The organism is Streptomyces sp. Je 1-4 4N24 (assembly GCF_026239515.1).
Classification (GTDB): domain Bacteria; phylum Actinomycetota; class Actinomycetes; order Streptomycetales; family Streptomycetaceae; genus Streptomyces; species Streptomyces nigrescens.
On sequence record NZ_CP110836.1, the window covers coordinates 1,572,537 to 1,591,064 of the forward strand.

Here is an 18,528-nt window from a genome sequence, read left to right on the forward strand (position 1 = left end):
GTCATGCCTGCGACGATCGATGTCGAACGGTACGCCGAGGGTGTCCGGGCGGGTTCCCGTGCCTGGATCGCCCGCGCCGTCACCCTGGTCGAGTCCACCCGCCCGGACCACCGGGCGGCGGCCCAGCGGCTGCTGATCGAGCTGCTGCCGTACTCCGGTTCGGCCCGCAGAGTGGGCATCAGCGGGGTGCCGGGTGTCGGCAAGTCGACCTTCATCGACGCGCTCGGCACGCTGCTGACCGGGATGGGGCACCGGGTGGCGGTGCTCGCCGTCGACCCGTCCTCCAGCCGTACCGGCGGCTCCATCCTGGGCGACAAGACCAGGATGGAGCGGCTGGCGACCGACCCGGCGGCGTTCGTCCGGCCCTCCCCGACGTCCGGCACGCTGGGCGGGGTGGCACGGGCCACCCGGGAGTCCATCGTGGTGATGGAGGCGGCGGGCTATGACGTGATCCTGGTGGAGACGGTCGGCGTCGGCCAGTCCGAGACCACCGTCGCCAACATGGTCGACACCTTTCTGCTGCTGACCCTGGCGCGCACCGGCGACCAGCTCCAGGGCATCAAGAAGGGCGTGCTGGAGCTGGCGGACCTGGTCTCCGTCAACAAGGCCGACGGCCCGCACGAGCGCGACGCCCGTTCGGCGGCCCGCGAACTGGCCGGTGCGCTACGGCTGTTGCAGCCGCCGGACGCGGCCTGGACCCCACCCGTGCTGACCTGCAGCGCCCGCGAGGGCACCGGTCTGAAGGGCGTCTGGGAGCGGGTCGAGCAGCACCGCACCCTGCTGGAGTCCACGGGCGCACTGGCCGAGCGGCGCCGTACCCAGCAGGTCGACTGGACCTGGTCGATGGTGCGCGAGCGGCTGATCGACCGCCTGCAGGAACACCCCGAGGTGCGCCGACTGGGTCCGGAGGTCGAACGCGCGGTGCGCGACGGCGAGATCACCGCGACACTGGCCGCCGAACGGCTGCTGACGGCCTTCGGCCTGGCGGACCGTGCGCCGGGAGAGGCATAGCGCCGGGCGCCGGCGGTAGTTCCGCTTCCGCGCCCGCCGTACCCGGTGCTTCGGCGCCGGGGCACGGCGGGCGCCCCGCCCGCTCATCCCACCCCTCCCGCGAGAGCGGCCCCGAGGCCGCCTCAACTACCTCGCCGATACGACCCGTTGCGCCCTCTCGGCGAAGTGCGCGACGGCCAGGTCCCGGAAGTGCGCGGCGGCCGTGGAGAGATAGCCGCCCTCGCGCCGGACCAGGCTCAGGATCCGTACGCAGTCGGGGGCGTCCAGATGCAGCCAGGCGAGCGGCACCGAGGCGAGGTCGGCGCGGGCCAGCGCGGGCATCAGGCCGATGCCGAGACCGGCGGCGACCATGAAGTGGGTGGCGCTTGGTTCATCGCCCTCACAGGAGATCACCGGGCGGCGTCCGATCGCGGTGAACAGCCGGTCCAGCAGCGCCCGTTGCCAGTGGCCCGGCCGGGTGGTGATGAAGGGTTCCTCCGCGATCTCCTCGACCGTGACCCGTTCCCGGCCGGCCAGCGGATGCCCGGCCGGGACCGTGAGCAGCACCTCCTCACGCAACAGCCGCACCGCGCCCAGACCGGGTCCGGCCAGCGGCTGCGAGGCGATGCAGAAGTCCACCTCCCGGGCGCGCAGATACTCCCGCATCACCTCGGGGGTGGACTGGAGGCACCGGACGGTGACGCCGGGGTGGGCGGCACGGAATCCCGCCAGCAGCTCGGTGAGGGGCAGCAGGGTCTCGGCGGCGACCGCGACCCCGCCGTCGTCGAGTCCGGCCGCATCGGCCATTTCCCGGCGGGCGTCGTCGAGTTCGTCCAGCGCCCGCTCGACCCGGGTCAGGAACGCGGCGCCATAACGGTTGAGCCGGATGGCACGGCCGTGCCGGTCGAAGAGCGGCACGCCCAGCTCGGCCTCCAGCCGGGCGATCGTCCGGCTCACCGAGGGCTGGGCCACCCGTAGTTCCTCGGCGGCCCGGCTGATGTGCTCCCGGCGCGCGACCGCCCGGAAGTAGCGCAGGGACAGCAGATCCATCGGTTTCTCGGGCCTTCCGCTCATGTAACGGCGACCCGGGAATCGTCACATACGGCAGATCCACGACCCGTTCTGCACGAGAGGCCGGCGCAGCGTCCCGTACGGGCAGGTCTCAGCCGCGCATCGACATCGTCGCCCAGACCGTCTTCCCCGACCGGTCGGGGGGCGTCCAGCCCCAGGAGTCGCTCAGCCGGTCGACGATGTACAGACCCCGTCCGGACTCCGCCAGGGCGTCCTGGGGCTTGATGACGGGGGCGCCGGGGCCGGCGTCCGAGACCGCGCACAGCACGGTGGTCTCCTGCCGGGTCAGCGCCAGCCAGGCGCTGCAGAAGGGGACGGGGGCCGCGGCCCCCTCGTCGCCCGGTCCGGGGCCCCGGAGGCCGTGGCGCAGGGCGTTGCTGACGAGTTCGGAGACGACCAGGACCGCGTCGTCGGCGAGGCCGGCGCACACCTGCCAGCCTTCGAGGGTCGCCCGGGTGAACCGGCGGGCTTCCGGCACGGTGCGCGCGGAGCCGCTGAGGGCGCAGGCGGCGAAGCCGTCGGGGGCGGGCGCCCACCAGGCGTCCTCACACGGTTCCTCCCGAAGGGCGTCATGCACGGTCTCTGCCGGATGTGTGGTCATCAACATCTCCGCGAAGGGGATTTCGGGGCTGGGCCGGACTGCCTCGGAGGGCTAATATCCTCGGCAGCCGTCGCCCGGTGCAAGTGCATCTGCAATTACATCGGTAAGTACGGCGACACAGGGGCTCGTTCACGCCAAGGTGATCGCAGGCTCGGCATCGGTCGGAGGAATGCCCTCCAGCAAGGGAGCAGTTGGTATGGAGTCGGTGAGCAACGGCATGCGGGCGACCAGCATCGAAGGGGCCGTCTGGCGCAAGAGCCGCCGCAGCAACCCCAGTGGCAACTGCGTTGAACTGGCGGTTCTTTCGGACGGCGGAGTGGCGGTGCGCAACTCCCGGTTCGCCTCCGGTCCGGCACTCATCTACACCCGCGAGGAGATGGTGGCCTTCGTCCAGGGCGCCAAGGACGGCGACTTCGACGATCTCATCGCCCGGGACTGACGCGGACGCCGCCACGATTGGCGCATATGTCGACTGGATAATCCCCCCGGCTGTACGCAGCCTGGGGGCGATGGGACACTGGGCGTTCGCCCGACCACTCAGGGGAGCCAGCATGAGCGAGCGCGGCGAGCCCATCAGGAAAAGGTGCGCGCCTCGTGCATGCGAGGCCCAGCGAGGCGAGGTTTCGGCATGAGCGAGCGCGGCGAGCGAATCATGGGAAGGTGCGCGCCTCGCGAATGCGGGGCCGAGCGAAGCGGGGTTTCGGCATGAGTGCCGCGCAGCCGAGCAGCGGTCCGTCCCTGCGCCGCTATCTCGACCACCCGCGGGGCGGTCCGACCGTCCTGCGCATTGTGCTGGGCACCCAGCTGCGCCGGCTGCGGGAAGGTGCGGGCATCACCCGGGAGGCCGCCGGGGACGCCATCCGCGGTTCGCACGCAAAGATCAGCCGCCTGGAACTCGGCCGGGTGAGCTGCAAGGAGCGCGATGTCGCCGATCTGCTGACGCTCTACAACGTCACGGACGAGGCGGTCCGCGCCGACTTCCTCAAGCTGGCCCGCCGGACCAGCAGCCCCGGCTGGTGGCATCAGTACGGCGATGTGCTGCTCGGCTGGTTCGAGACGCATATCGGCCTCGAAGAGGCCGCCTCGGTGATCCGCACCTACGAAGTCCAGTTCGTGCCGGGCCTGTTGCAGACTCCGGACTATGCCCGCGCGGTGGCGCAGCTCGGCCATCCGCGGTCCTCGCCCGAGGAGATCGAGCGCCGGGTGCAGCTGCGGGTACAGCGCCAGGAGCTGCTGACCATCGCGGACGCGCCACGAGTGTGGGCGGTGATCGACGAGGCATCACTGCGCCGCCCGCTCGGCGGGCCGGAGGTGATGGCAGGTCAGCTCAGACATCTGCTGAAGATGACCGAGCTGCCGAATGTCACGCTGCAGATCGCCCCGTTCAGCCTCGGTGGGCTGGCTGCCGCCGGTGGTCCGATCACGATCCTGCGGTTCCTGGAGCCGGATCTGCCGGACATCGTCTATCTGGAACAGCTGACCAGCGCGCTCTACCTGGACAAGCGCGATGATGTGGATCATTACCTCGCGGTGATGGACCGGCTCAGCGCCCAGTCCGAGTCGCCGCGCGAATCCATGGCGATCCTGGAGCGGCTGCTCAAACAGGAGAGCTGATCCGCCCGGCGCCGGCGGAGCGGGAGCGAAACGGGGCGGGGTGCCCACCGGGGTGCCCCGCCCCGCTCCCGTGTCGCGGAGTGCCGGCGCTACGGCTTGCGGGCGACGCCGCCGTACTCGATCCACTCCTGGGTGAGCTGCTTGGGGCCGATGTCCGCGTCCGGCTTCCAGGTGGAGACCTCCACCAGGCCCGGCTCCTGGACCTCCAGCCCTTCCAGGAATCCGGCCAGTTCATGCGCCTGCCGTACCCGGCCCCACTGCCCGTGGGTGCTGACCCGCATGAATTCGGTGACGAAGTCGCGGGTCGCGGCGTCCTCGCTGACCAGCTGGCACACCACCAGGAAGCTGCCGGGCACCAGCCGGTCGGCGACCCGCTTGATCAGACCGGCCGGGTCGTCGGCGTCCGGTATGCAGTGGAGCACGGAGACGAACAGCGCGGCGACGGGCTGGTCGAAGTCGATCAGCCGCTCGACCTCGGGGCTGCCGAAGATCCCGTCGGTGTCCCGCATGTCCGCCTGGATGACGGCGGTGTTGGCGTTCTCCTCCAGCAGGGCACGGCCGTGTGCCAGCACGATGGGGTCGTTGTCGACGTACACCACGCGGGAATCCGGGTCGACCTGCTGGGCGACCTGGTGGACGTTGTCCTGGGTGGGCAGGCCTGATCCATGGTCGATGAACTGCCGGATGCCGTGTTCACGAGCCAGCCAGCGGACCACCCGCTGCAGAAAACGCCGGTTGTTGATCGCCAGCACCTGGGTGCTCGGTACGACCTTGCTCAGCTCTTCGCAGGCCTCGCGGTCGACCGCGTAGTTGTCCTTGCCGCCGAGGTAGTAGTCGTACATCCGCGCCACACTCGGGATGCTGACGTCGACGGCGCTGGACTGCGGTCGCGTTTCTTGGCTCATTCCACACTTTCCCGTCGCTTCGGCAGCCATCAGCCAGGGGGCAGCGGCCGATCGTTGCGTGATTGTACGACCACGCCCCGCAGTCCCCAACATACCTAGCGGAGGGCGGTTGTTGCAGACGAGCGACAGTGTTCCTTGTGACCGGTTGCGAGGTGACGGTGCGTCACCACACAGGCGGCCAGGCCGCGGAGAGGATTCCGGCCGATGCGGGGGGTACGGGCCGCCACCACGCCACTCACAGGCGGCGGCCCGTTCCATTTCCCGGCGACACCCAACGCCGGGCACGCCCCGCGCGGTCCGGGCCCGACCCAGGAACACCCGGGCCCTGCCGCATCCGTCCGCCTCAGCAGCCACCCGGACAACTGCCGTTGCGGAATGGAGCGTTGCGTGGGGTCGCCTACCACCGTCACCCCGCTTTACACCTCTCGATGGCAGCCCCGGCAAGCGGCGCACCCTCCCCCGTGACCTTACTTCGAAGTAAACTTACTCATCAGTAAGGCTGGGGTAGGCTGGCACGAATGAGCGATACACGCAGGCGACGCATCCCCCGGCCGGTCCGGGAGCAGCTGATCATCGACGCGGCGATCGGGGTCTTCGCCAAGCGCGGCTACCACGCCTCCTCGGTCGACGAGATCGCGGAACTCGCCGGAATCTCCAAGCCGATGGTCTATCTCTACCTCGACTCCAAGGAAGGACTGTTCCTCGCCTGTCTGCGCCGCGAGGCCGAGCGCCTGGTGGCCGCGTTCCGGGCCGCGGCGGGCCCCGCGCCCTCCCCCGAGCTACGGCTGCGGGCGGGGCTGCTGGCGTTCTTCACCTTCGTCACCGAACACCCGGACAGCTGGGTCGTGCTGCACCGCCAGGCGTCGGAGCTGAGCCCGGCGATAGCGGCGGAGCTGGCGCGGACCCGACGGGCGGTGCTGACCGAGGTCTCCGGACTGGTCCGGAGCTGCGGCGCGGAGACCTCCGGCCCCGCCCGCCCCGACGACGAGGCCGACTTCGTGGCGTACACCCTGGTCGGGGCGGCGGACTCGCTCACCGACTGGATGGTGCTCCATCCCGGCGAGCCCCCGGAGCGGATCACCGTGCGGCTGATGAACATGGTGTGGGTGGGGATGCGCAATGTCCTCGACGGGGAGGTGTGGACGACACCGGCCGAGGAGGGGTAGAGGCGCCCGCCGTCCCGACGTTCCCTACGGGTGGCCTCCCCGGCCCGGTGGGTAGGAGGGACGGATGACCATGAACAAGAGTGAACTGACGCCCCTTCCGGGAATCCCGCCCACCGCCGAGGAGATGGTCCTGGCCAACCAGGCGAACTGGGACGCCCGTACCCCGGTTCATGTGGCCAGCGAGTTCTACGGACTGGACGGCTCCCGTACCGCCGAGGACTGGTTCGCGCCGTTCGAGTGGACGGATCTCGGCGAACTGGCCGGGCGGGAGGTGCTGCATCTGCAGTGCCATCTGGGCACGGAGACGGCCGCGTTCGCCGAACGGGGCGCGGCGCACACGGTGGGGCTCGACTTCTCAGCGGCGGCGGTCGCGGAGGCCCGGCGGCTCGCCGAGGAGGGCGGCCGGACCATGGAGTTCGTCCAGGCGGATGTGCACCGGGCCCCGGAGGCGCTCGGTGGACGGCGGTTCGATGTCGTCTACACCGGCAAGGGGGCGCTGTGCTATCTGCCGGATCTGACCGCCTGGGCGGGGATCGTCAGCTCACTGCTCCGGCCCGGCGGGATGTTCTATCTGGTCGAGTTCCATCCACTGCTGGACTCGCTGGGGCCGGCCGGGGGGCCGGACCAGCAGGAACTCCTGCTCCGGAACGACTACTTAGGGGGCCGCGGTCCCCTCAGGAGCGATACGCCGTGCACCTACACCGATGGTCCGCCGGTGCAGGGAGCCACGACGAGCTATGAGTGGCGGCACGGGCTCGGGGAGGTCATCTCCGCCGTGATCGGCGCGGGGCTGACCGTCGAACTGGTGCGGGAGACCGAGCTGTTGCCCTGGAAGCGGTTCGATGCGATGGTGCCGGCCGAGAACGGCTGGTGGCGCCTTCCGCCGTCGGAGCCGATCGTTCCGCTGCTGTACGCACTGCGGGCGGTCAAGAGCTGAGCCCTCGGCCGGCCCACCCTGTCCGGTCCCGTTGGGCGCCTTGGCATCCGGGACCGGGCGGGGACTGCCGTATGCGGCTCAGCTCGCCGGCCCGTGGAACCGGCGGTGGGTCAGCGCCCACCAGACCTCGGCGAGATCTGCCGGGTCGCGGAGGTTGGTACCGGTGATCTCCTCGAAGCGCCGGAGCCGGTTGCGCAGGGTGTTGGGGTGGACGTAGAGGGTCCGCGCGGCAGCCTCCAGGCGCAGCCCCTGCCGTAGATAGGCGGCCGCGGCCTCCTCCAACTGGGCGCCGTCCTCGCCCCGTTCGGCCAGCGGGGACAGGCGGAGCCGTACCAGCTGTTCGCCCACGGCCGGCAGCGCCACGACCGTGGCCCGTAGCCCCAGCTCCTCACGGGTGAACGCCCCGACGAGCCCGAATCCGGCGGCGGCCCGCAGCGCCTGGGTGGCCCGGGTGAATTCGGTGGCGAGTCCGGACGCGGGCGCCGGGGCGCCCAGTCCCAGCATCAGGCTGCGGCACAGCCCGGCCGGGCGCCCGACCAGCAGTCCCGCCACATCCCCGTCCACGGTCGTGACCAGGGGACGCCCCGCCTCGTCCAGGGCGAGCCAGGGACGCAGCAGATCGACGGTCCGGCGGAAGACGCGGTCGCCGGGGCCGGTATGGCCCGCGGCGGCGGGGGCTCCGGGGCCCGTATGGCCCGCGGCGGCGGGGGCTCCGCCCGGGTCGCCGGGCGGGGAAGACTCGGGCAGCCGCGCACGGAAGGGGAGGCGGAGGGCGCTGTGCACGTATGGGCCGTCCGGGGTCTCCGCGTCGTCGGCCTGCCGCTCGGTCCGGTGTCCGTCGGCCGGGCCGTCGCCGGTGAACCCGGCGCCCCAGGTGCCGAAGCCGGCCGGGGACTTGTCCCACCGTGCCTCGCCGAGCAGCAGGGCGCGGACCATGGCCGCATGCCGGTGGTCCGCCGCCGGGTCGTCGCCCGGGAGGCCGACCCGGCAGCTGCGGACGATCCGCAGGGTGTTGGCGTCGACCCAGGCCCGCAGGGTCTCGGCGATCGGCAGCAGATCCTCGGCGGTCCCGCCCCGGGCGGTCATCTCCTCGCCGAACCGCCGCCAGACGATGTCCGTCCCGATCCGGTAGGCCGAGATGATGTCCTCGACGGGCACCGAACGGGCCAGGGCCGTCACCTCGTCGAGGTGTGCCGACGGGATGCCGTACGCCGGACCGCCGTCACGGCCGCTTCCCCGCGCGGCCCGCCGCTCCTCGGTCCAGCGCTGTACCAGCGAGAGGCCGTTGCGCAGGGACGCCATCACCCTCGGCCGGATCTGGTCCGCCGACACCGCCGCGTAGGAGGGGAGTTGGGCCCGCAGGCCGTCGATGACCTCATCGGTGAGCGCGTCGATCCCGGCGTGCAGCGCGGCGGCGGACTCCGGCACCGTTGTGGAAGTCTCCACCCGTCCCCTCCCGACTCGGTGTCTTTCCCCATGGCGAAAGCGATCATTCGTCGCCATGCTACGAGGAAGCCGCCCGAACCCCTACAGATGTTCGATCTTGGATGACTTTCCCCAGTCATCCGGACTCGTCCCGGCGTTCGGTGCGCGGCCCCGCTGTTCCACCCCCGTCACCCCCCCCGCACCACCAAGGAATCCCATGGCTGTTTCCTGGCGTCGCCTCGCGGTGCCCGCCGCCGCGGTCGGCGTACTCGTCCCCGCCGCGCTCGGCACCCACGCCCTGCTCTCGGGTCCCGACACGCCGCGCACGTCCTCGGCCGGCATACCCGCCACCGGCCCGACGGCCCCCGGTGCCGTACCGGACGATGCCCGCGCCTCCGGTCCGGAGGGCGCTGCCGCGGTCGCCCGGCCGTCCGACGCACCCACCCGTTCCGGCAATTCGGTCTCCGTGCAGCTCTCGTCGTACGACGCGCAGCGCAAGCAGGCCGAGCTCAAGCCGTCGGCCGGCAAGACCGTACGGACCGGTGATGTGATCGCCGCCGCGCCCAACCGGCACGCCCCCTCGGGCGCGCTGTTCAAGGTCGGCAAGGTCACCGGCTCCCGCGACGGCAAGGTCCGGGTGACCACGTCCCCCGCCACGCTCTCGGAGCTGCTCGGCGATCAGAAGGTGGACCAGCGCTCGGCGTTGCAGCCCGGTGAGATCTCGGTCAAGCCGCTGTCCTCGGGTGTCACCGTCAAGAAGCCCGCTTCCGGCGCCGGTTCGGACAGCGGCGGCCCGGCCACTCCGTCCGGCGGTCCGGACACGCCGTCCGGCAGCCCGGACGCCACCGCCTCCGGCTCCCCGAGCCCGTCGGCGTCCGACTCCTCCGGGGTGCGCACCCAGCTCGTCCCCTCCGGCACCAGCCCGGCCCCCAGCTCCTCCGGCAGCGCGCTGTCGCCCGAGGCGCGCAAGGCGCTCACCACCCTGCGGCTGGGCGTCAATGTGCCGCTGCCCAAGGGCGTGCAGGCAACCGCCAAATCGCCCGCCCGGCTGTCCGGCGAGGTGTCGTTCCGGCCGGAGCTGATCTTCCAGTACGAGAAGCGCGGCGGGCTGAACCTGCTGCCGCAGCGCGCGGCCATCGGCCTGGGCGGCTCCTACGGCTATGGCTGGCAGGTGCACGGCAAGGTGCGGGGTAAGGCGGACACCGGGCAGGTCGCGGTGCCGCTCGCGGCGGTCACCGGACGGCACGTCTTCTGGGTGGGCCCGGTTCCCGTCGTGGTCAGCACCGAGGTCACCTTCACCTACCGCTTCAACGCTGACGGCCGCATCGTGCTCGACGCCGACCAGCGCACCTCCGGTTCGTTCGCCGTCGGCGCGAAGTACGACCGCAGCCAGGGCTGGCAGCCGCTGCACGAGGCCCGGCAGCAGACCAAGGGCACGGCGCCGCGGGTCGAGGGCGCGGCCTCCGCGACGGCCCGTATCGGGGCGCGGGCCGAGGTGTTCCTCTACGACACGGCGGGCGTGGGCGGCGAGCTGTCCGTCCACCTCACCGGACGGGCCGCCGGGGCGACCGGTGGCGGGACCCCGGCGTGGGCGCTCAGCGCGGGCTACGACCTGAAGACCGAGCTGATGCTGCAACTGAAGATCTTCGGCATCCAGATCGCCGATCTGCGGACCACACCGTTCGCCCTGCACGACGAGCGGAAGCTCTTCGGACGGGGGAAGCTGCCCGCCGCCTGAACCTTCACCTGACCGACGCCGGCACCCCCGGGGGACACCTGTCCCCGGGGGTGCCGTGCGCTGCGTACGTGTGCCGATCCCGCGGACGCCCGCACCGGCCCGGTCGCGGTCACCCCAGCCGCCGGTAGACCGAGCACAGCAACTGGTCCTTCGCCGGACCGCCGACCCGCCACTCCAGATGCCAGGTGTCGGGCCCGACGGCGGTGAAGGTCCCCTCATACCGGTCCGCGGCACAGGGGTGGACGGCGGTCCACCGGCCGGTCCGCAGGTCGAGGTCGTGGAAGGGCCGTCCGTCGGCGAACTCGATCGCGGCGGTGCCGTCCGGGCGGGGCCGTACGCGCAGGGTGCGGCTCACCGGAGCCACCGTCCCGCCCCAGCTCAGCTGTCCCTCCTCGCTGTGCAGCAGCCCGCCGCCGGCCGCATCGGGCCGGAATGCGGCGGTGCCGCGGAAGCTGCCCTCGGCGCCGGTCCGCAGGTCGGAGACGGTGCGCTCGATGCTCCAGCGCCCGGAGAGGTACGCCGCGACGTCGGGGACGGGGTGCCGCCCGGTGGCCGACTCCTCCCGATCCCGATCCCCATCCCGCTCCGGCTTCCGGTCCCGGCCCAGCTCGCTGCCCATCCGTCCATTCTCCCGTCCGCCCGCCCGCGTCACTCCGTCGGCCCCACCCGGTGCCGCTCCCCTCTCCCCCGGCCCCTCGTACCGTGCGGAGCCGCACCGCCCGTCTTACTCTCGGTGCAGTGATCGTCACCCAGGTCCGCACGGCGGGCCGGCCGGCGGCCTGACGCCGCCGGCCGGGGCGGCCGCGCCCGCCGCGGCCGCCCCGTACGAGCCCGGAGACCGGAGGCACCACCATGCCGGAGCTGTTCATCGGCGGTCAGTGGACCGCAGCGGCCGACGGGCAGGTGCGCGAGATCCGCTGCCCCGCGGACGGCACGCTGGTCGCGACCGTGGACGAGGGCGGGCCGAAGGAAGCGGCGGCGGCGATCTCCGCGGCCCGTACGGCGTTCGACGACGGGTCCTGGCCCCGTACCCCGGCGGCCGAGCGCGGCCGGCTGGTGCTGCGCGTCGCCGAGCTGCTGGAGCGCGACCGGGACGTGCTGGCCCGGGCCGAGTCGCTGGACACCGGCAAGCGGCTGGTCGAGAGCGGCTACGACATGGACGACATCGCCAACTGCTTCCGCTACTTCGGCAACCTCGGCGCGGCCGGGGGCACCGACCGGGTGGTGGACGCCGGTGCCACGGAGATCGCCAGCACGGTGCATCATGAGCCGCTCGGTGTCTGCGCGCTGATCACCCCGTGGAACTACCCCCTGCTGCAGACCGCCTGGAAGGTCGCGCCCTGTCTGGTCACGGGCAACACCTTCGTCCTGAAGCCCAGTGAGCTGACTCCGCACACCGCCATCCACCTCATGCGGCTGCTGGCCGAGGCCGGACTGCCCGACGGGGCCGCCAACCTGGTGCTGGGCACCGGCCCGGCCGTGGGAGCGCTGCTGACCGAGGACCCGCGGGTGGACATGGTGTCGTTCACCGGCGGTCTGGTCACCGGCCGGCGCATCATGGCCGCGGCGGCCCCCACCGTGAAGAAGATCGCGCTGGAGCTGGGCGGCAAGAACCCGAACATCGTCTTCGCGGACGCCGACTTCGACACCGCCGTGGACTACGCCCTGATGGCGGTCTTTCTGCACTCCGGGCAGGTCTGCTCGGCGGGCGCCCGGCTGCTCGTCCAGGAGGAGCTGCACGATGCCTTCGTCGACGAACTGGTCTCCCGCGCCCAGCGGATCCGGCTCGGCGGGCCGTTCGACGAGCATGCCCGCACCGGCCCGCTGATCTCGGCCGCGCACCGCGCAAAGGTCGAGGCGTATGTGTCGGCCGGGCTCGACGAGGGCGCCGTACTGCTCTGCGGCGGCTCCGCACCCGACGATCCGTCGCTGGCGAACGGCTTCTACTACCTGCCGACCGTGCTGGACGAGTGCACCCCGGACATGTCCGTCGTCCGCGACGAGAGCTTCGGCCCGGTGCTGACCGTCGAGCGGTTCCGCGACGAGGACGAGGCGGTCTCGCTCGCCAACGACACGGTGTACGGACTGGCCGGGGCGGTGTGGACCCAGGACAGCGAGCGTGCCCACCGGGTCGCCGCCCGGCTGCGCGCGGGAACCGTGTGGATCAACGACTTCCATCCTTATGTGCCACAGGCGGAGTGGGGCGGGATGAAGCAGTCGGGCGTCGGCCGTGAGCTGGGGCCCGCGGGGCTGGCCGAGTACCAGGAGGCCAAGCACGTCTGGCGCAACACCGCGCCACGGCCGCAGAGGTGGTTCGAGTGACCGGTCCCGAACCCTCCCGCCCCGGCACCCGGGCCGACGGTTCGCACGACGACGACGCGATCGCCGAGCTCGGCTACAAGCCGGAACTCAAGCGCACGCTGGGCAACTTCCACACCTTCGCCGCCGGAATCAGCTATATCTCCATCCTCACCGGCACCTTCCAGCTGTTCTACTTCGGTATCGCCCATGGCGGCCCGGCGTACTGGTGGTCCTGGCCGATGGTCTTCGCCGGACAGCTGATGGTGGCGCTGTGCTTCTGTGAGCTGGCCGCCCGTTATCCGGTGGCCGGATCGGTCTACAACTGGGCCAAGAAGCTGGGCGGCCCGCACATCGGCTGGCTCGGCGGCTGGATGATGGTGACCGCGACCATGGTCTCGCTGTCCGCGGTGGCGCTGGCCTACCAGGTGACGCTGCCGCAGATCTCGTCGTGGTTCCAGTTCATCGGCGACGGCACCGGCAAGTCCGCGGCCGAGAACGCCGTACTGCTCGGCACCGTGCTGATCACCTTCACCACCCTGGTGAACGCCTTCGGCGTCAAGCTCATGGCGCGGATCAACTCCGCGGGCGTGGCGATCGAGCTGATCGCCGCCATCGTCCTGATCCTGCTGCTCGCCGCGCATGTCACCCGCGGCCCCGCCGTGGTGACGAACACCTTCGGTCTGGGCGAGGGCGAGAGCCTCGGCTACTTCGGCGCGTTCCTGACCGCGTCACTGGCCTCGGCCTACGTCATGTACGGCTTCGACACCGCCTCGTCGCTCGGTGAGGAGTCCAAGGACCCCGGCCGCAACGCGCCCCGCGCGATCCTGCGGGCACTGGTCGCGTCCTTCCTCATCGGCGGTCTGATCCTGCTCTTCGCCCTGCTCGCCGTGCCCGATCTGCAGGCCGAACAGCTGAAGGTGGACGGGCTGCAGTACGTGGTGCTCTCCACGCTCGGCTCGACCGTGGGGCAGATCGTTCTCTGGTGTGTGGTCATCGCGATCACCGTGTGCGAACTGGCGGTGCACACCGCCGGCATCCGGCTGGCGTTCGCGATGGCCCGGGACAACAACCTCCCGGCCGCCTCCCTGCTCGCCAAGGTCAGCCCGCGCTTCCAGACGCCGGTGCTGCCGGCCGTGGTCATCGGGCTGGTGGCGGTCGGCATCCTGGTCATCAACGTCAACCAGCCGCAGATCTTCTCGGTGATCACCAGCATCGCGATCATCATGATCTATCTGGCGTATCTGTCGGTCACCCTGCCGATGCTGGTCCAACGGCTGCGGGGCAACTGGACCCCGGCCAAGGGCAAGTTCTCCCTCGGCAGGTTCGGCATTCCGGTGAACGTCCTGGCGGTGCTCTGGGGCATCGCGATGTCCCTCAACCTCGCCTGGCCGCGTGCCGCGGTCTACAACGCGACCGGTCCGCAGCACTGGTATCTGCGCTGGGGCGCCTTCTTGTTCATCGGCGTCGTGGCGCTCGGCGGTTTCGCCTACTACTGGTTCGTCCAGCGCAAGCGCACGGGCGTCCTCGCCATGCACGCCGCCCTCCGCCCTGACGGCGGCACCCCGGGCGACGCCGGCAACCCGACCCCCTGATCTGGAGACGGCACGATGTCCGAAGAGGCCCCTGTGGACGAGTTCGACTATGTCGTGGTCGGCGGCGGCACGGCCGGCGCCGTCGTGGCGGCCCGGCTCAGCGAGGATCCGAGCGTCACCGTATGCCTGCTGGAGGCCGGCCCCTCCGACGCCGGCGACGAGAACGTCCTGCGCCTGGACCGCTGGATGGGGCTGCTGGAGTCCGGCTACGACTGGGACTATCCGGTCGAGCCACAGGAGAACGGCAACAGTTTCCTGCGGCACGCCCGCGCCAAGGTGCTCGGCGGCTGTTCCTCGCACAACTCCTGTATCGCCTTCTGGGCCCCGGCCGAGGACCTCGACGAGTGGGCCGCGATGGGCTGTACGGGCTGGAGCGCGGCCGACTGCTTCCCGCTCTACCAGCGGCTGGAGAACAACGACGCCGCCGGCGACCACCACGGCCGCAGCGGCCCGGTCGTCCTGCGCACCGTCCCGCCCCACGACCCCTGCGGTGCGGCCCTCCTGGAGGCCTGCGCCGCGGCCGGTATCCCGACCACTGCCTTCAACACCGGCGAGACCGTCATCCGCGGCGCGAACTGGTTCCAGATCAACTGCCGCCCCGACGGCACCCGTTCCTCCGCCTCGGTGTCCTACCTCCACCCCGTCATGGGCACCCGCAAGAACCTCGACGTACGCACCGGCCTTCAGGCCAAGCGCCTGAATTTCGACTCCGCACGGCACTGCACCGGCGTGGACTACCTCGCCCCCGACCTGATCCACACCCGCACGGTCAACGCCCGCCGGGAGACCGTCGTCTCCTGCGGCTCCATCGACTCCCCGAAGCTCCTGATGCTCTCCGGCATCGGCCCGGCCACCCATCTGCGCGCCACCGGTATCGAACCGATCGTCGACTCCCCCGGCGTCGGCTCCTACCTCCAGGACCACCCGGAGGGCGTGATCATGTGGGACGCCAAGCAGCCCATGGTCCGCTCCTCCACCCAGTGGTGGGAGATCGGCATCTTCGCCGACACCGAGCCCGGCCTGGACCGCCCGGACCTGATGTTCCACTACGGCCAGGTGCCCTTCGACATGAACACCTACCGCCGCGGCTACCCCACCTCGGAGAACGCCTTCTGTCTCACCCCGAACGTCACCCGCGCCCGCTCCCTGGGCACCGTGCGCCTGCGCACCCGCGACTTCCGTGACAAGCCCAAGGTCGACCCGCGCTACTTCACCGACGAACACGATCAGCGCGTCATGATCCACGGCCTCCGGCTCGCCCGCGAGATCATCTCCCAGTCCCCCATGGCCGGTTGGGCCGGCACCGAACTCGCCCCGGGCCCCTCCGCCCACTCCGACACCGAGCTCCTCGACTACATCCGCACCACGCACAACACCGTCTACCACCCCTCCTGCACGGTCCGGATGGGCGCCGCCGACGACCAGGTCACACCGCTCGACCCCCAGCTGCGGGTCAAGGGCGTCACGGGTCTGCGGGTGGCCGACGGTTCGGTGATGCCGTTCCTGCCGGCCGTGAATCCGTGCGTCACCACGATGATGATCGGGGAGAAGTGCGCGGACATGATGCGGAGCGGCTGACCGGCGCACACAAAAGACCTACGAGGTGGGCTCCCTTCGCCGGCATTGTCCGGATCAGGTGCTTGGGGGTCGCCGTCCGGTCTTACGACCTTTCGGCCTCTCAGCCCGACCTTTCCTCTTGTCCTCGGCGAGAGCCAGAGCTCCCTTCCCCGAGGCCAGTCCGGTCGAACTCCCTCGCTCGCCCCGTAGGCCGGTCTTCAGGATACTCCCAAACAAAGGGGATGGAACAGACAATTTGGATACCTCTTGCCCCGCTGTCCCAGAAATGCAGAAAACCCCTGCTCAGCAGGGGTTTGACCGGTGCTCGAGGGAGCCTTGAGTGCCCCTCCCAGACACCCACCCTTCAGGCCTCCGACCTGCAAAAACACCAGCCTGAAGGGATCTGGCCACCCCTCGAGATCACGCGCTCGCTGCCGGGCACTCCGGAGCATTCCGATGCACACGCCGCCTGATGCGCCCTACGAGTGCGACCCGCCCGCCCGGACGAGGGCCTCGAAAACCTGGACACAGTGCTCAATCAGGCGCTCGGTCGGGATGTCCACTTCCTTGCTGTGCCAGGCGGTCACCGCCTGAGCCATCGCCCCGATGACGGAGAGGGCCGTCATGCGGAGTTGGGTCTCAGGTGTGCCCGGCGGCAGGATGTCGCGGATCACGGCGGCGACAAGATCGACGAAGCGCAGGAAGCCCACGCGGGCATGCTGTCGCACGACGTCGTTGACGCCGTGCACCTCGATGAAGATCAGGCAGGCCTTGCGCGGGTCTGCGGCGAGTTCGCGCACGAATGCCTCGACCGTGGCCTGCTCTCGCTCCGGGGAGGTCTGGGGCGCCGAGGCCGCCGCCTGCGCGATGCGGTCCAGCAACTGCTCGGTCACGGTGTCGAACACGGCGAGGAGGAGAACCTCCCGGTTGGCAAAGGATTCGTAGAAGTAGCGGTCGGTGAGTCCGGCCTCGCGGCACAGGTCCTTGCCCCCGGTGGCCATGTAACCCCGGGTGGTGAAGAGCTTGAGACCTGCCTCGATCAGCTTCGTTCGCCGAGCGGCGATGCGCTCGGAGGCGCCGACCCCGGCGTAGGCGCGGACGGGCGGATGGGGGGTTGTCATGGCAGTCAGTCTAATTGACGAACGGGTTCTTCAGTTTTAGCATTCTGACTACCGCAGTAGTCGGTTTTGCTGTCGATCCGAGCTGACTCGCTCGCCACATCGGCGTAACCCTGAACAACGGAGCCGCGAAGATGAACCAGCACTCGAACCAGCGAGGCAAAGCCTCATCCAGCCTTGCCCTGTGGGCGGTGGTCGCCGTGTTCACGCTGTGCGCGCTACTGTCGCCGGTGCTTCCCAGCGCCCTGGCCGACCTGGCGTTCGTCGGTCCCCTGATTGTTTTCGGGGCGGTGCACGGCACGAAGCGTTACGGCTGGCGGGCCGTGGTGACCTTCGCCGTCATCACGCTGGTCGTCAGCAACATCATGGAGAACCTGAGCATCATCACGGGCTTCCCCTTCGGCCACTACCACTACACGGACGGACTGGGCGCCAAGCTCTTCCTCGTACCGTTGCTCATCGGACCCGCATACATCGCTGTCGGGTATCTGTCATGGGTGATGGGCACCGTCCTGATCGGACCCGTGCGAAGGGGATCGGGCCTGTTCAACACCGTGGCCGTCCCCGCCGTCGCCTCGTTCGCGATGGTCTTCTGGGACATCTGCATGGACCCCGGAATGGCCACCGTGCAGCAGAACTGGATCTGGGAGGAAGGGGGTGGCTTCTTCGGCGTACCGCTGGTCAACTACCTCGGCTGGTTCCTCACGGTCTACCTGTTCTTCCAGCTGTTCGCGCTCTTCCTGCGCCACCGCGGCGAGGCCACGGTCGACGTCATACCGCTGCCGAAGTCGTACTACTACCAAGCCATCGCCATGTACGCCGCCGTCGCGCTCAAGTACCCGACTCGCTACCTTGCCGGACTTGTCAGTGGTGACAGCGAGTCGGTGACGGATGCGGCCGGCCACACGTGGTGGACCGGGGACATCGATGAGACCGCCGCGCTGATGAGCATCGTCACCATGTTCTTCGTGGCCGTCCTCGCCGCACTGCAGCTCGCCCAGGGGCGCCCCACCCTGCCGAGGACGGACCACCCGGACACTCCGACCCTGAGCGCAGCCGGTCAGCGATCCTCATGACCACGGGCACCTCCATCGCCCCGCTCCGTTGCCGCAGTTGAGAAACCACCTCATTCAGCGCGCACCATCAAGAAATCGATGGAGCGCCCGCCCCGGGCTTGCCGGCATCCACAACCGGCAAGCCCGGCGCCGCACGCCGCGCCGGGATCCGTTCCGGGGTCCCCTTCTGCTGCGGGTCCGACCTGGAGACGGGAGGGGGGAGAACCTCGAAGCGGCCTCCGTCAGCGTCCGGCACCGCTCACCGGAGAAACAGAAAGACCCCAGATCAACTGGGGTCCCTGTTGGTGTCCGAGGGGGGACTTGAACCCCCACGCCCGATAAAGGGCACTAGCACCTCAAGCTAGCGCGTCTGCCATTCCGCCACCCGGACTAGGTGTGATCTTCGCGGGGCGTTCCCCGCGGCGACATGGACAACAATACCAAGCTTTCGGAGTGCC

General features: G+C 70.5%; 16 protein-coding genes, 1 tRNA gene and 1 riboswitch. Of the genes, 10 read left to right on the plus strand and 7 right to left on the minus strand.

Translation table 11 applies throughout. From position 1 onward, the window contains the following. Positions 1-3: 3 nt before the first annotated feature. Positions 4-1,011 (plus strand): methylmalonyl Co-A mutase-associated GTPase MeaB, encoded by a 1,008-nt coding sequence (meaB, locus tag SLV14N_RS06585; protein WP_208680169.1) that lies wholly within the window; start codon positions 4-6, stop codon positions 1,009-1,011. Positions 1,012-1,137: 126 nt separating this feature from the next. On the opposite strand, the gene SLV14N_RS06590 is transcribed toward meaB, so the two are convergent. Beyond that, positions 1,138-2,040, minus strand: a complete 903-nt coding sequence (locus SLV14N_RS06590; protein ID WP_208687744.1) for a LysR family transcriptional regulator — start codon at positions 2,038-2,040, stop codon at positions 1,138-1,140. A 112-nt stretch (positions 2,041-2,152) separates the two neighbouring features. Further along, a complete protein-coding gene (locus SLV14N_RS06595; RefSeq protein WP_208680170.1) occupies positions 2,153-2,662 on the minus strand; it encodes an ATP-binding protein in 510 nt (169 codons plus the stop codon). A 196-nt stretch (positions 2,663-2,858) separates the two neighbouring features. Between SLV14N_RS06595 and SLV14N_RS06600 the strand changes: the two genes are divergently transcribed. Both SLV14N_RS06600 and SLV14N_RS06605 read left to right on the plus strand, forming a co-directional pair. After that, entirely contained in the window at positions 2,859-3,101 is a 243-nt protein-coding gene (locus SLV14N_RS06600) for a DUF397 domain-containing protein (RefSeq protein WP_208680171.1), read from the plus strand. Between the two features lie 266 nt (positions 3,102-3,367). Beyond that, positions 3,368-4,276, plus strand: coding sequence for a helix-turn-helix transcriptional regulator (locus SLV14N_RS06605; protein WP_263268551.1), 909 nt, complete (start codon positions 3,368-3,370; stop codon positions 4,274-4,276). Between the two features lie 89 nt (positions 4,277-4,365). On the opposite strand, the gene SLV14N_RS06610 is transcribed toward SLV14N_RS06605, so the two are convergent. After that, positions 4,366-5,181 (minus strand): SAM-dependent methyltransferase, encoded by an 816-nt coding sequence (locus SLV14N_RS06610; protein WP_093645434.1) that lies wholly within the window; start codon positions 5,179-5,181, stop codon positions 4,366-4,368. A 518-nt stretch (positions 5,182-5,699) separates the two neighbouring features. On the opposite strand from SLV14N_RS06610, the gene SLV14N_RS06615 reads away from it, so the two are divergent. After that, positions 5,700-6,347 (plus strand): TetR/AcrR family transcriptional regulator, encoded by a 648-nt coding sequence (locus SLV14N_RS06615; protein WP_263268553.1) that lies wholly within the window; start codon positions 5,700-5,702, stop codon positions 6,345-6,347. A 64-nt stretch (positions 6,348-6,411) separates the two neighbouring features. Then, a complete protein-coding gene (locus SLV14N_RS06620; protein ID WP_263268554.1) occupies positions 6,412-7,284 on the plus strand; it encodes a class I SAM-dependent methyltransferase in 873 nt (290 codons plus the stop codon). Between the two features lie 78 nt (positions 7,285-7,362). Here the strand turns inward: SLV14N_RS06620 and SLV14N_RS06625 are convergent, their stop codons facing one another. Next, a complete protein-coding gene (locus SLV14N_RS06625) occupies positions 7,363-8,730 on the minus strand; it encodes a CdaR family transcriptional regulator (protein ID WP_263268555.1) in 1,368 nt (455 codons plus the stop codon). Positions 8,731-8,926: 196 nt separating this feature from the next. On the opposite strand from SLV14N_RS06625, the gene SLV14N_RS06630 reads away from it, so the two are divergent. Beyond that, positions 8,927-10,447, plus strand: a complete 1,521-nt coding sequence (locus tag SLV14N_RS06630) for a hypothetical protein (RefSeq protein WP_208680175.1) — start codon at positions 8,927-8,929, stop codon at positions 10,445-10,447. Positions 10,448-10,556: 109 nt separating this feature from the next. On the opposite strand, the gene SLV14N_RS06635 is transcribed toward SLV14N_RS06630, so the two are convergent. Further along, on the minus strand, positions 10,557-11,066 hold the full coding sequence (locus tag SLV14N_RS06635; protein ID WP_263268557.1) for a DUF6314 family protein: 510 nt from the start codon (positions 11,064-11,066) through the stop codon (positions 10,557-10,559). A gap of 233 nt (positions 11,067-11,299) precedes the next feature. On the opposite strand from SLV14N_RS06635, the gene SLV14N_RS06640 reads away from it, so the two are divergent. Genes SLV14N_RS06640 through SLV14N_RS06650 form a run of 3 tightly spaced genes read left to right on the plus strand, consistent with a single transcriptional unit; the run spans position 11,300 to position 15,918 of the window. Then, positions 11,300-12,769 (plus strand): aldehyde dehydrogenase family protein, encoded by a 1,470-nt coding sequence (locus SLV14N_RS06640; RefSeq protein ID WP_263268558.1) that lies wholly within the window; start codon positions 11,300-11,302, stop codon positions 12,767-12,769. Continuing rightward, positions 12,766-14,340: an APC family permease gene (locus SLV14N_RS06645; protein WP_263268559.1), complete on the plus strand. Its 1,575-nt coding sequence runs from the start codon at positions 12,766-12,768 to the stop codon at positions 14,338-14,340. Before SLV14N_RS06640 ends, SLV14N_RS06645 begins: the two co-directional genes overlap by 4 nt. 15 nt (positions 14,341-14,355) lie before the next feature. Further along, the gene (locus SLV14N_RS06650) at positions 14,356-15,918 is read left to right on the plus strand and encodes a GMC family oxidoreductase (protein ID WP_263268560.1); all 1,563 of its coding nucleotides are present in this window, start codon (positions 14,356-14,358) and stop codon (positions 15,916-15,918) included. A gap of 14 nt (positions 15,919-15,932) precedes the next feature. After that, positions 15,933-16,075: riboswitch (TPP riboswitch) on the minus strand. A 301-nt stretch (positions 16,076-16,376) separates the two neighbouring features. Here the strand turns inward: SLV14N_RS06650 and SLV14N_RS06655 are convergent. Beyond that, positions 16,377-17,018, minus strand: coding sequence for a TetR/AcrR family transcriptional regulator (locus SLV14N_RS06655; RefSeq protein WP_263268561.1), 642 nt, complete (start codon positions 17,016-17,018; stop codon positions 16,377-16,379). Between the two features lie 131 nt (positions 17,019-17,149). Between SLV14N_RS06655 and SLV14N_RS06660 the strand changes: the two genes are divergently transcribed. Then, positions 17,150-18,091, plus strand: a complete 942-nt coding sequence (locus SLV14N_RS06660) for a carotenoid biosynthesis protein (protein ID WP_263268562.1) — start codon at positions 17,150-17,152, stop codon at positions 18,089-18,091. A 282-nt stretch (positions 18,092-18,373) separates the two neighbouring features. Here the strand turns inward: SLV14N_RS06660 and SLV14N_RS06665 are convergent. Beyond that, positions 18,374-18,461: transfer RNA gene (locus SLV14N_RS06665), tRNA-Leu, on the minus strand. Positions 18,462-18,528 lie beyond the last annotated feature (67 nt).

Excerpts from the sequence above, each read along its gene's own strand:
- meaB (WP_208680169.1), top strand. The coding sequence starts at position 4 with ATGCCTGCGACGATCGATGTCGAACGGTACGCCGAGGGTGTCCGGGCG.
- SLV14N_RS06590 (WP_208687744.1), bottom strand. The coding sequence starts at position 2,040 with ATGGATCTGCTGTCCCTGCGCTACTTCCGGGCGGTCGCGCGCCGGGAG.
- SLV14N_RS06595 (WP_208680170.1), bottom strand. The coding sequence starts at position 2,662 with ATGACCACACATCCGGCAGAGACCGTGCATGACGCCCTTCGGGAGGAA.
- SLV14N_RS06600 (WP_208680171.1), top strand. The coding sequence starts at position 2,859 with ATGGAGTCGGTGAGCAACGGCATGCGGGCGACCAGCATCGAAGGGGCC.
- SLV14N_RS06605 (WP_263268551.1), top strand. The coding sequence starts at position 3,368 with ATGAGTGCCGCGCAGCCGAGCAGCGGTCCGTCCCTGCGCCGCTATCTC.
- SLV14N_RS06610 (WP_093645434.1), bottom strand. The coding sequence starts at position 5,181 with ATGAGCCAAGAAACGCGACCGCAGTCCAGCGCCGTCGACGTCAGCATC.
- SLV14N_RS06615 (WP_263268553.1), top strand. The coding sequence starts at position 5,700 with ATGAGCGATACACGCAGGCGACGCATCCCCCGGCCGGTCCGGGAGCAG.
- SLV14N_RS06620 (WP_263268554.1), top strand. The coding sequence starts at position 6,412 with ATGACCATGAACAAGAGTGAACTGACGCCCCTTCCGGGAATCCCGCCC.
- SLV14N_RS06630 (WP_208680175.1), top strand. The coding sequence starts at position 8,927 with ATGGCTGTTTCCTGGCGTCGCCTCGCGGTGCCCGCCGCCGCGGTCGGC.
- SLV14N_RS06635 (WP_263268557.1), bottom strand. The coding sequence starts at position 11,066 with ATGGGCAGCGAGCTGGGCCGGGACCGGAAGCCGGAGCGGGATGGGGAT.
- SLV14N_RS06640 (WP_263268558.1), top strand. The coding sequence starts at position 11,300 with ATGCCGGAGCTGTTCATCGGCGGTCAGTGGACCGCAGCGGCCGACGGG.
- SLV14N_RS06650 (WP_263268560.1), top strand. The coding sequence starts at position 14,356 with ATGTCCGAAGAGGCCCCTGTGGACGAGTTCGACTATGTCGTGGTCGGC.
- SLV14N_RS06655 (WP_263268561.1), bottom strand. The coding sequence starts at position 17,018 with ATGACAACCCCCCATCCGCCCGTCCGCGCCTACGCCGGGGTCGGCGCC.
- SLV14N_RS06660 (WP_263268562.1), top strand. The coding sequence starts at position 17,150 with ATGAACCAGCACTCGAACCAGCGAGGCAAAGCCTCATCCAGCCTTGCC.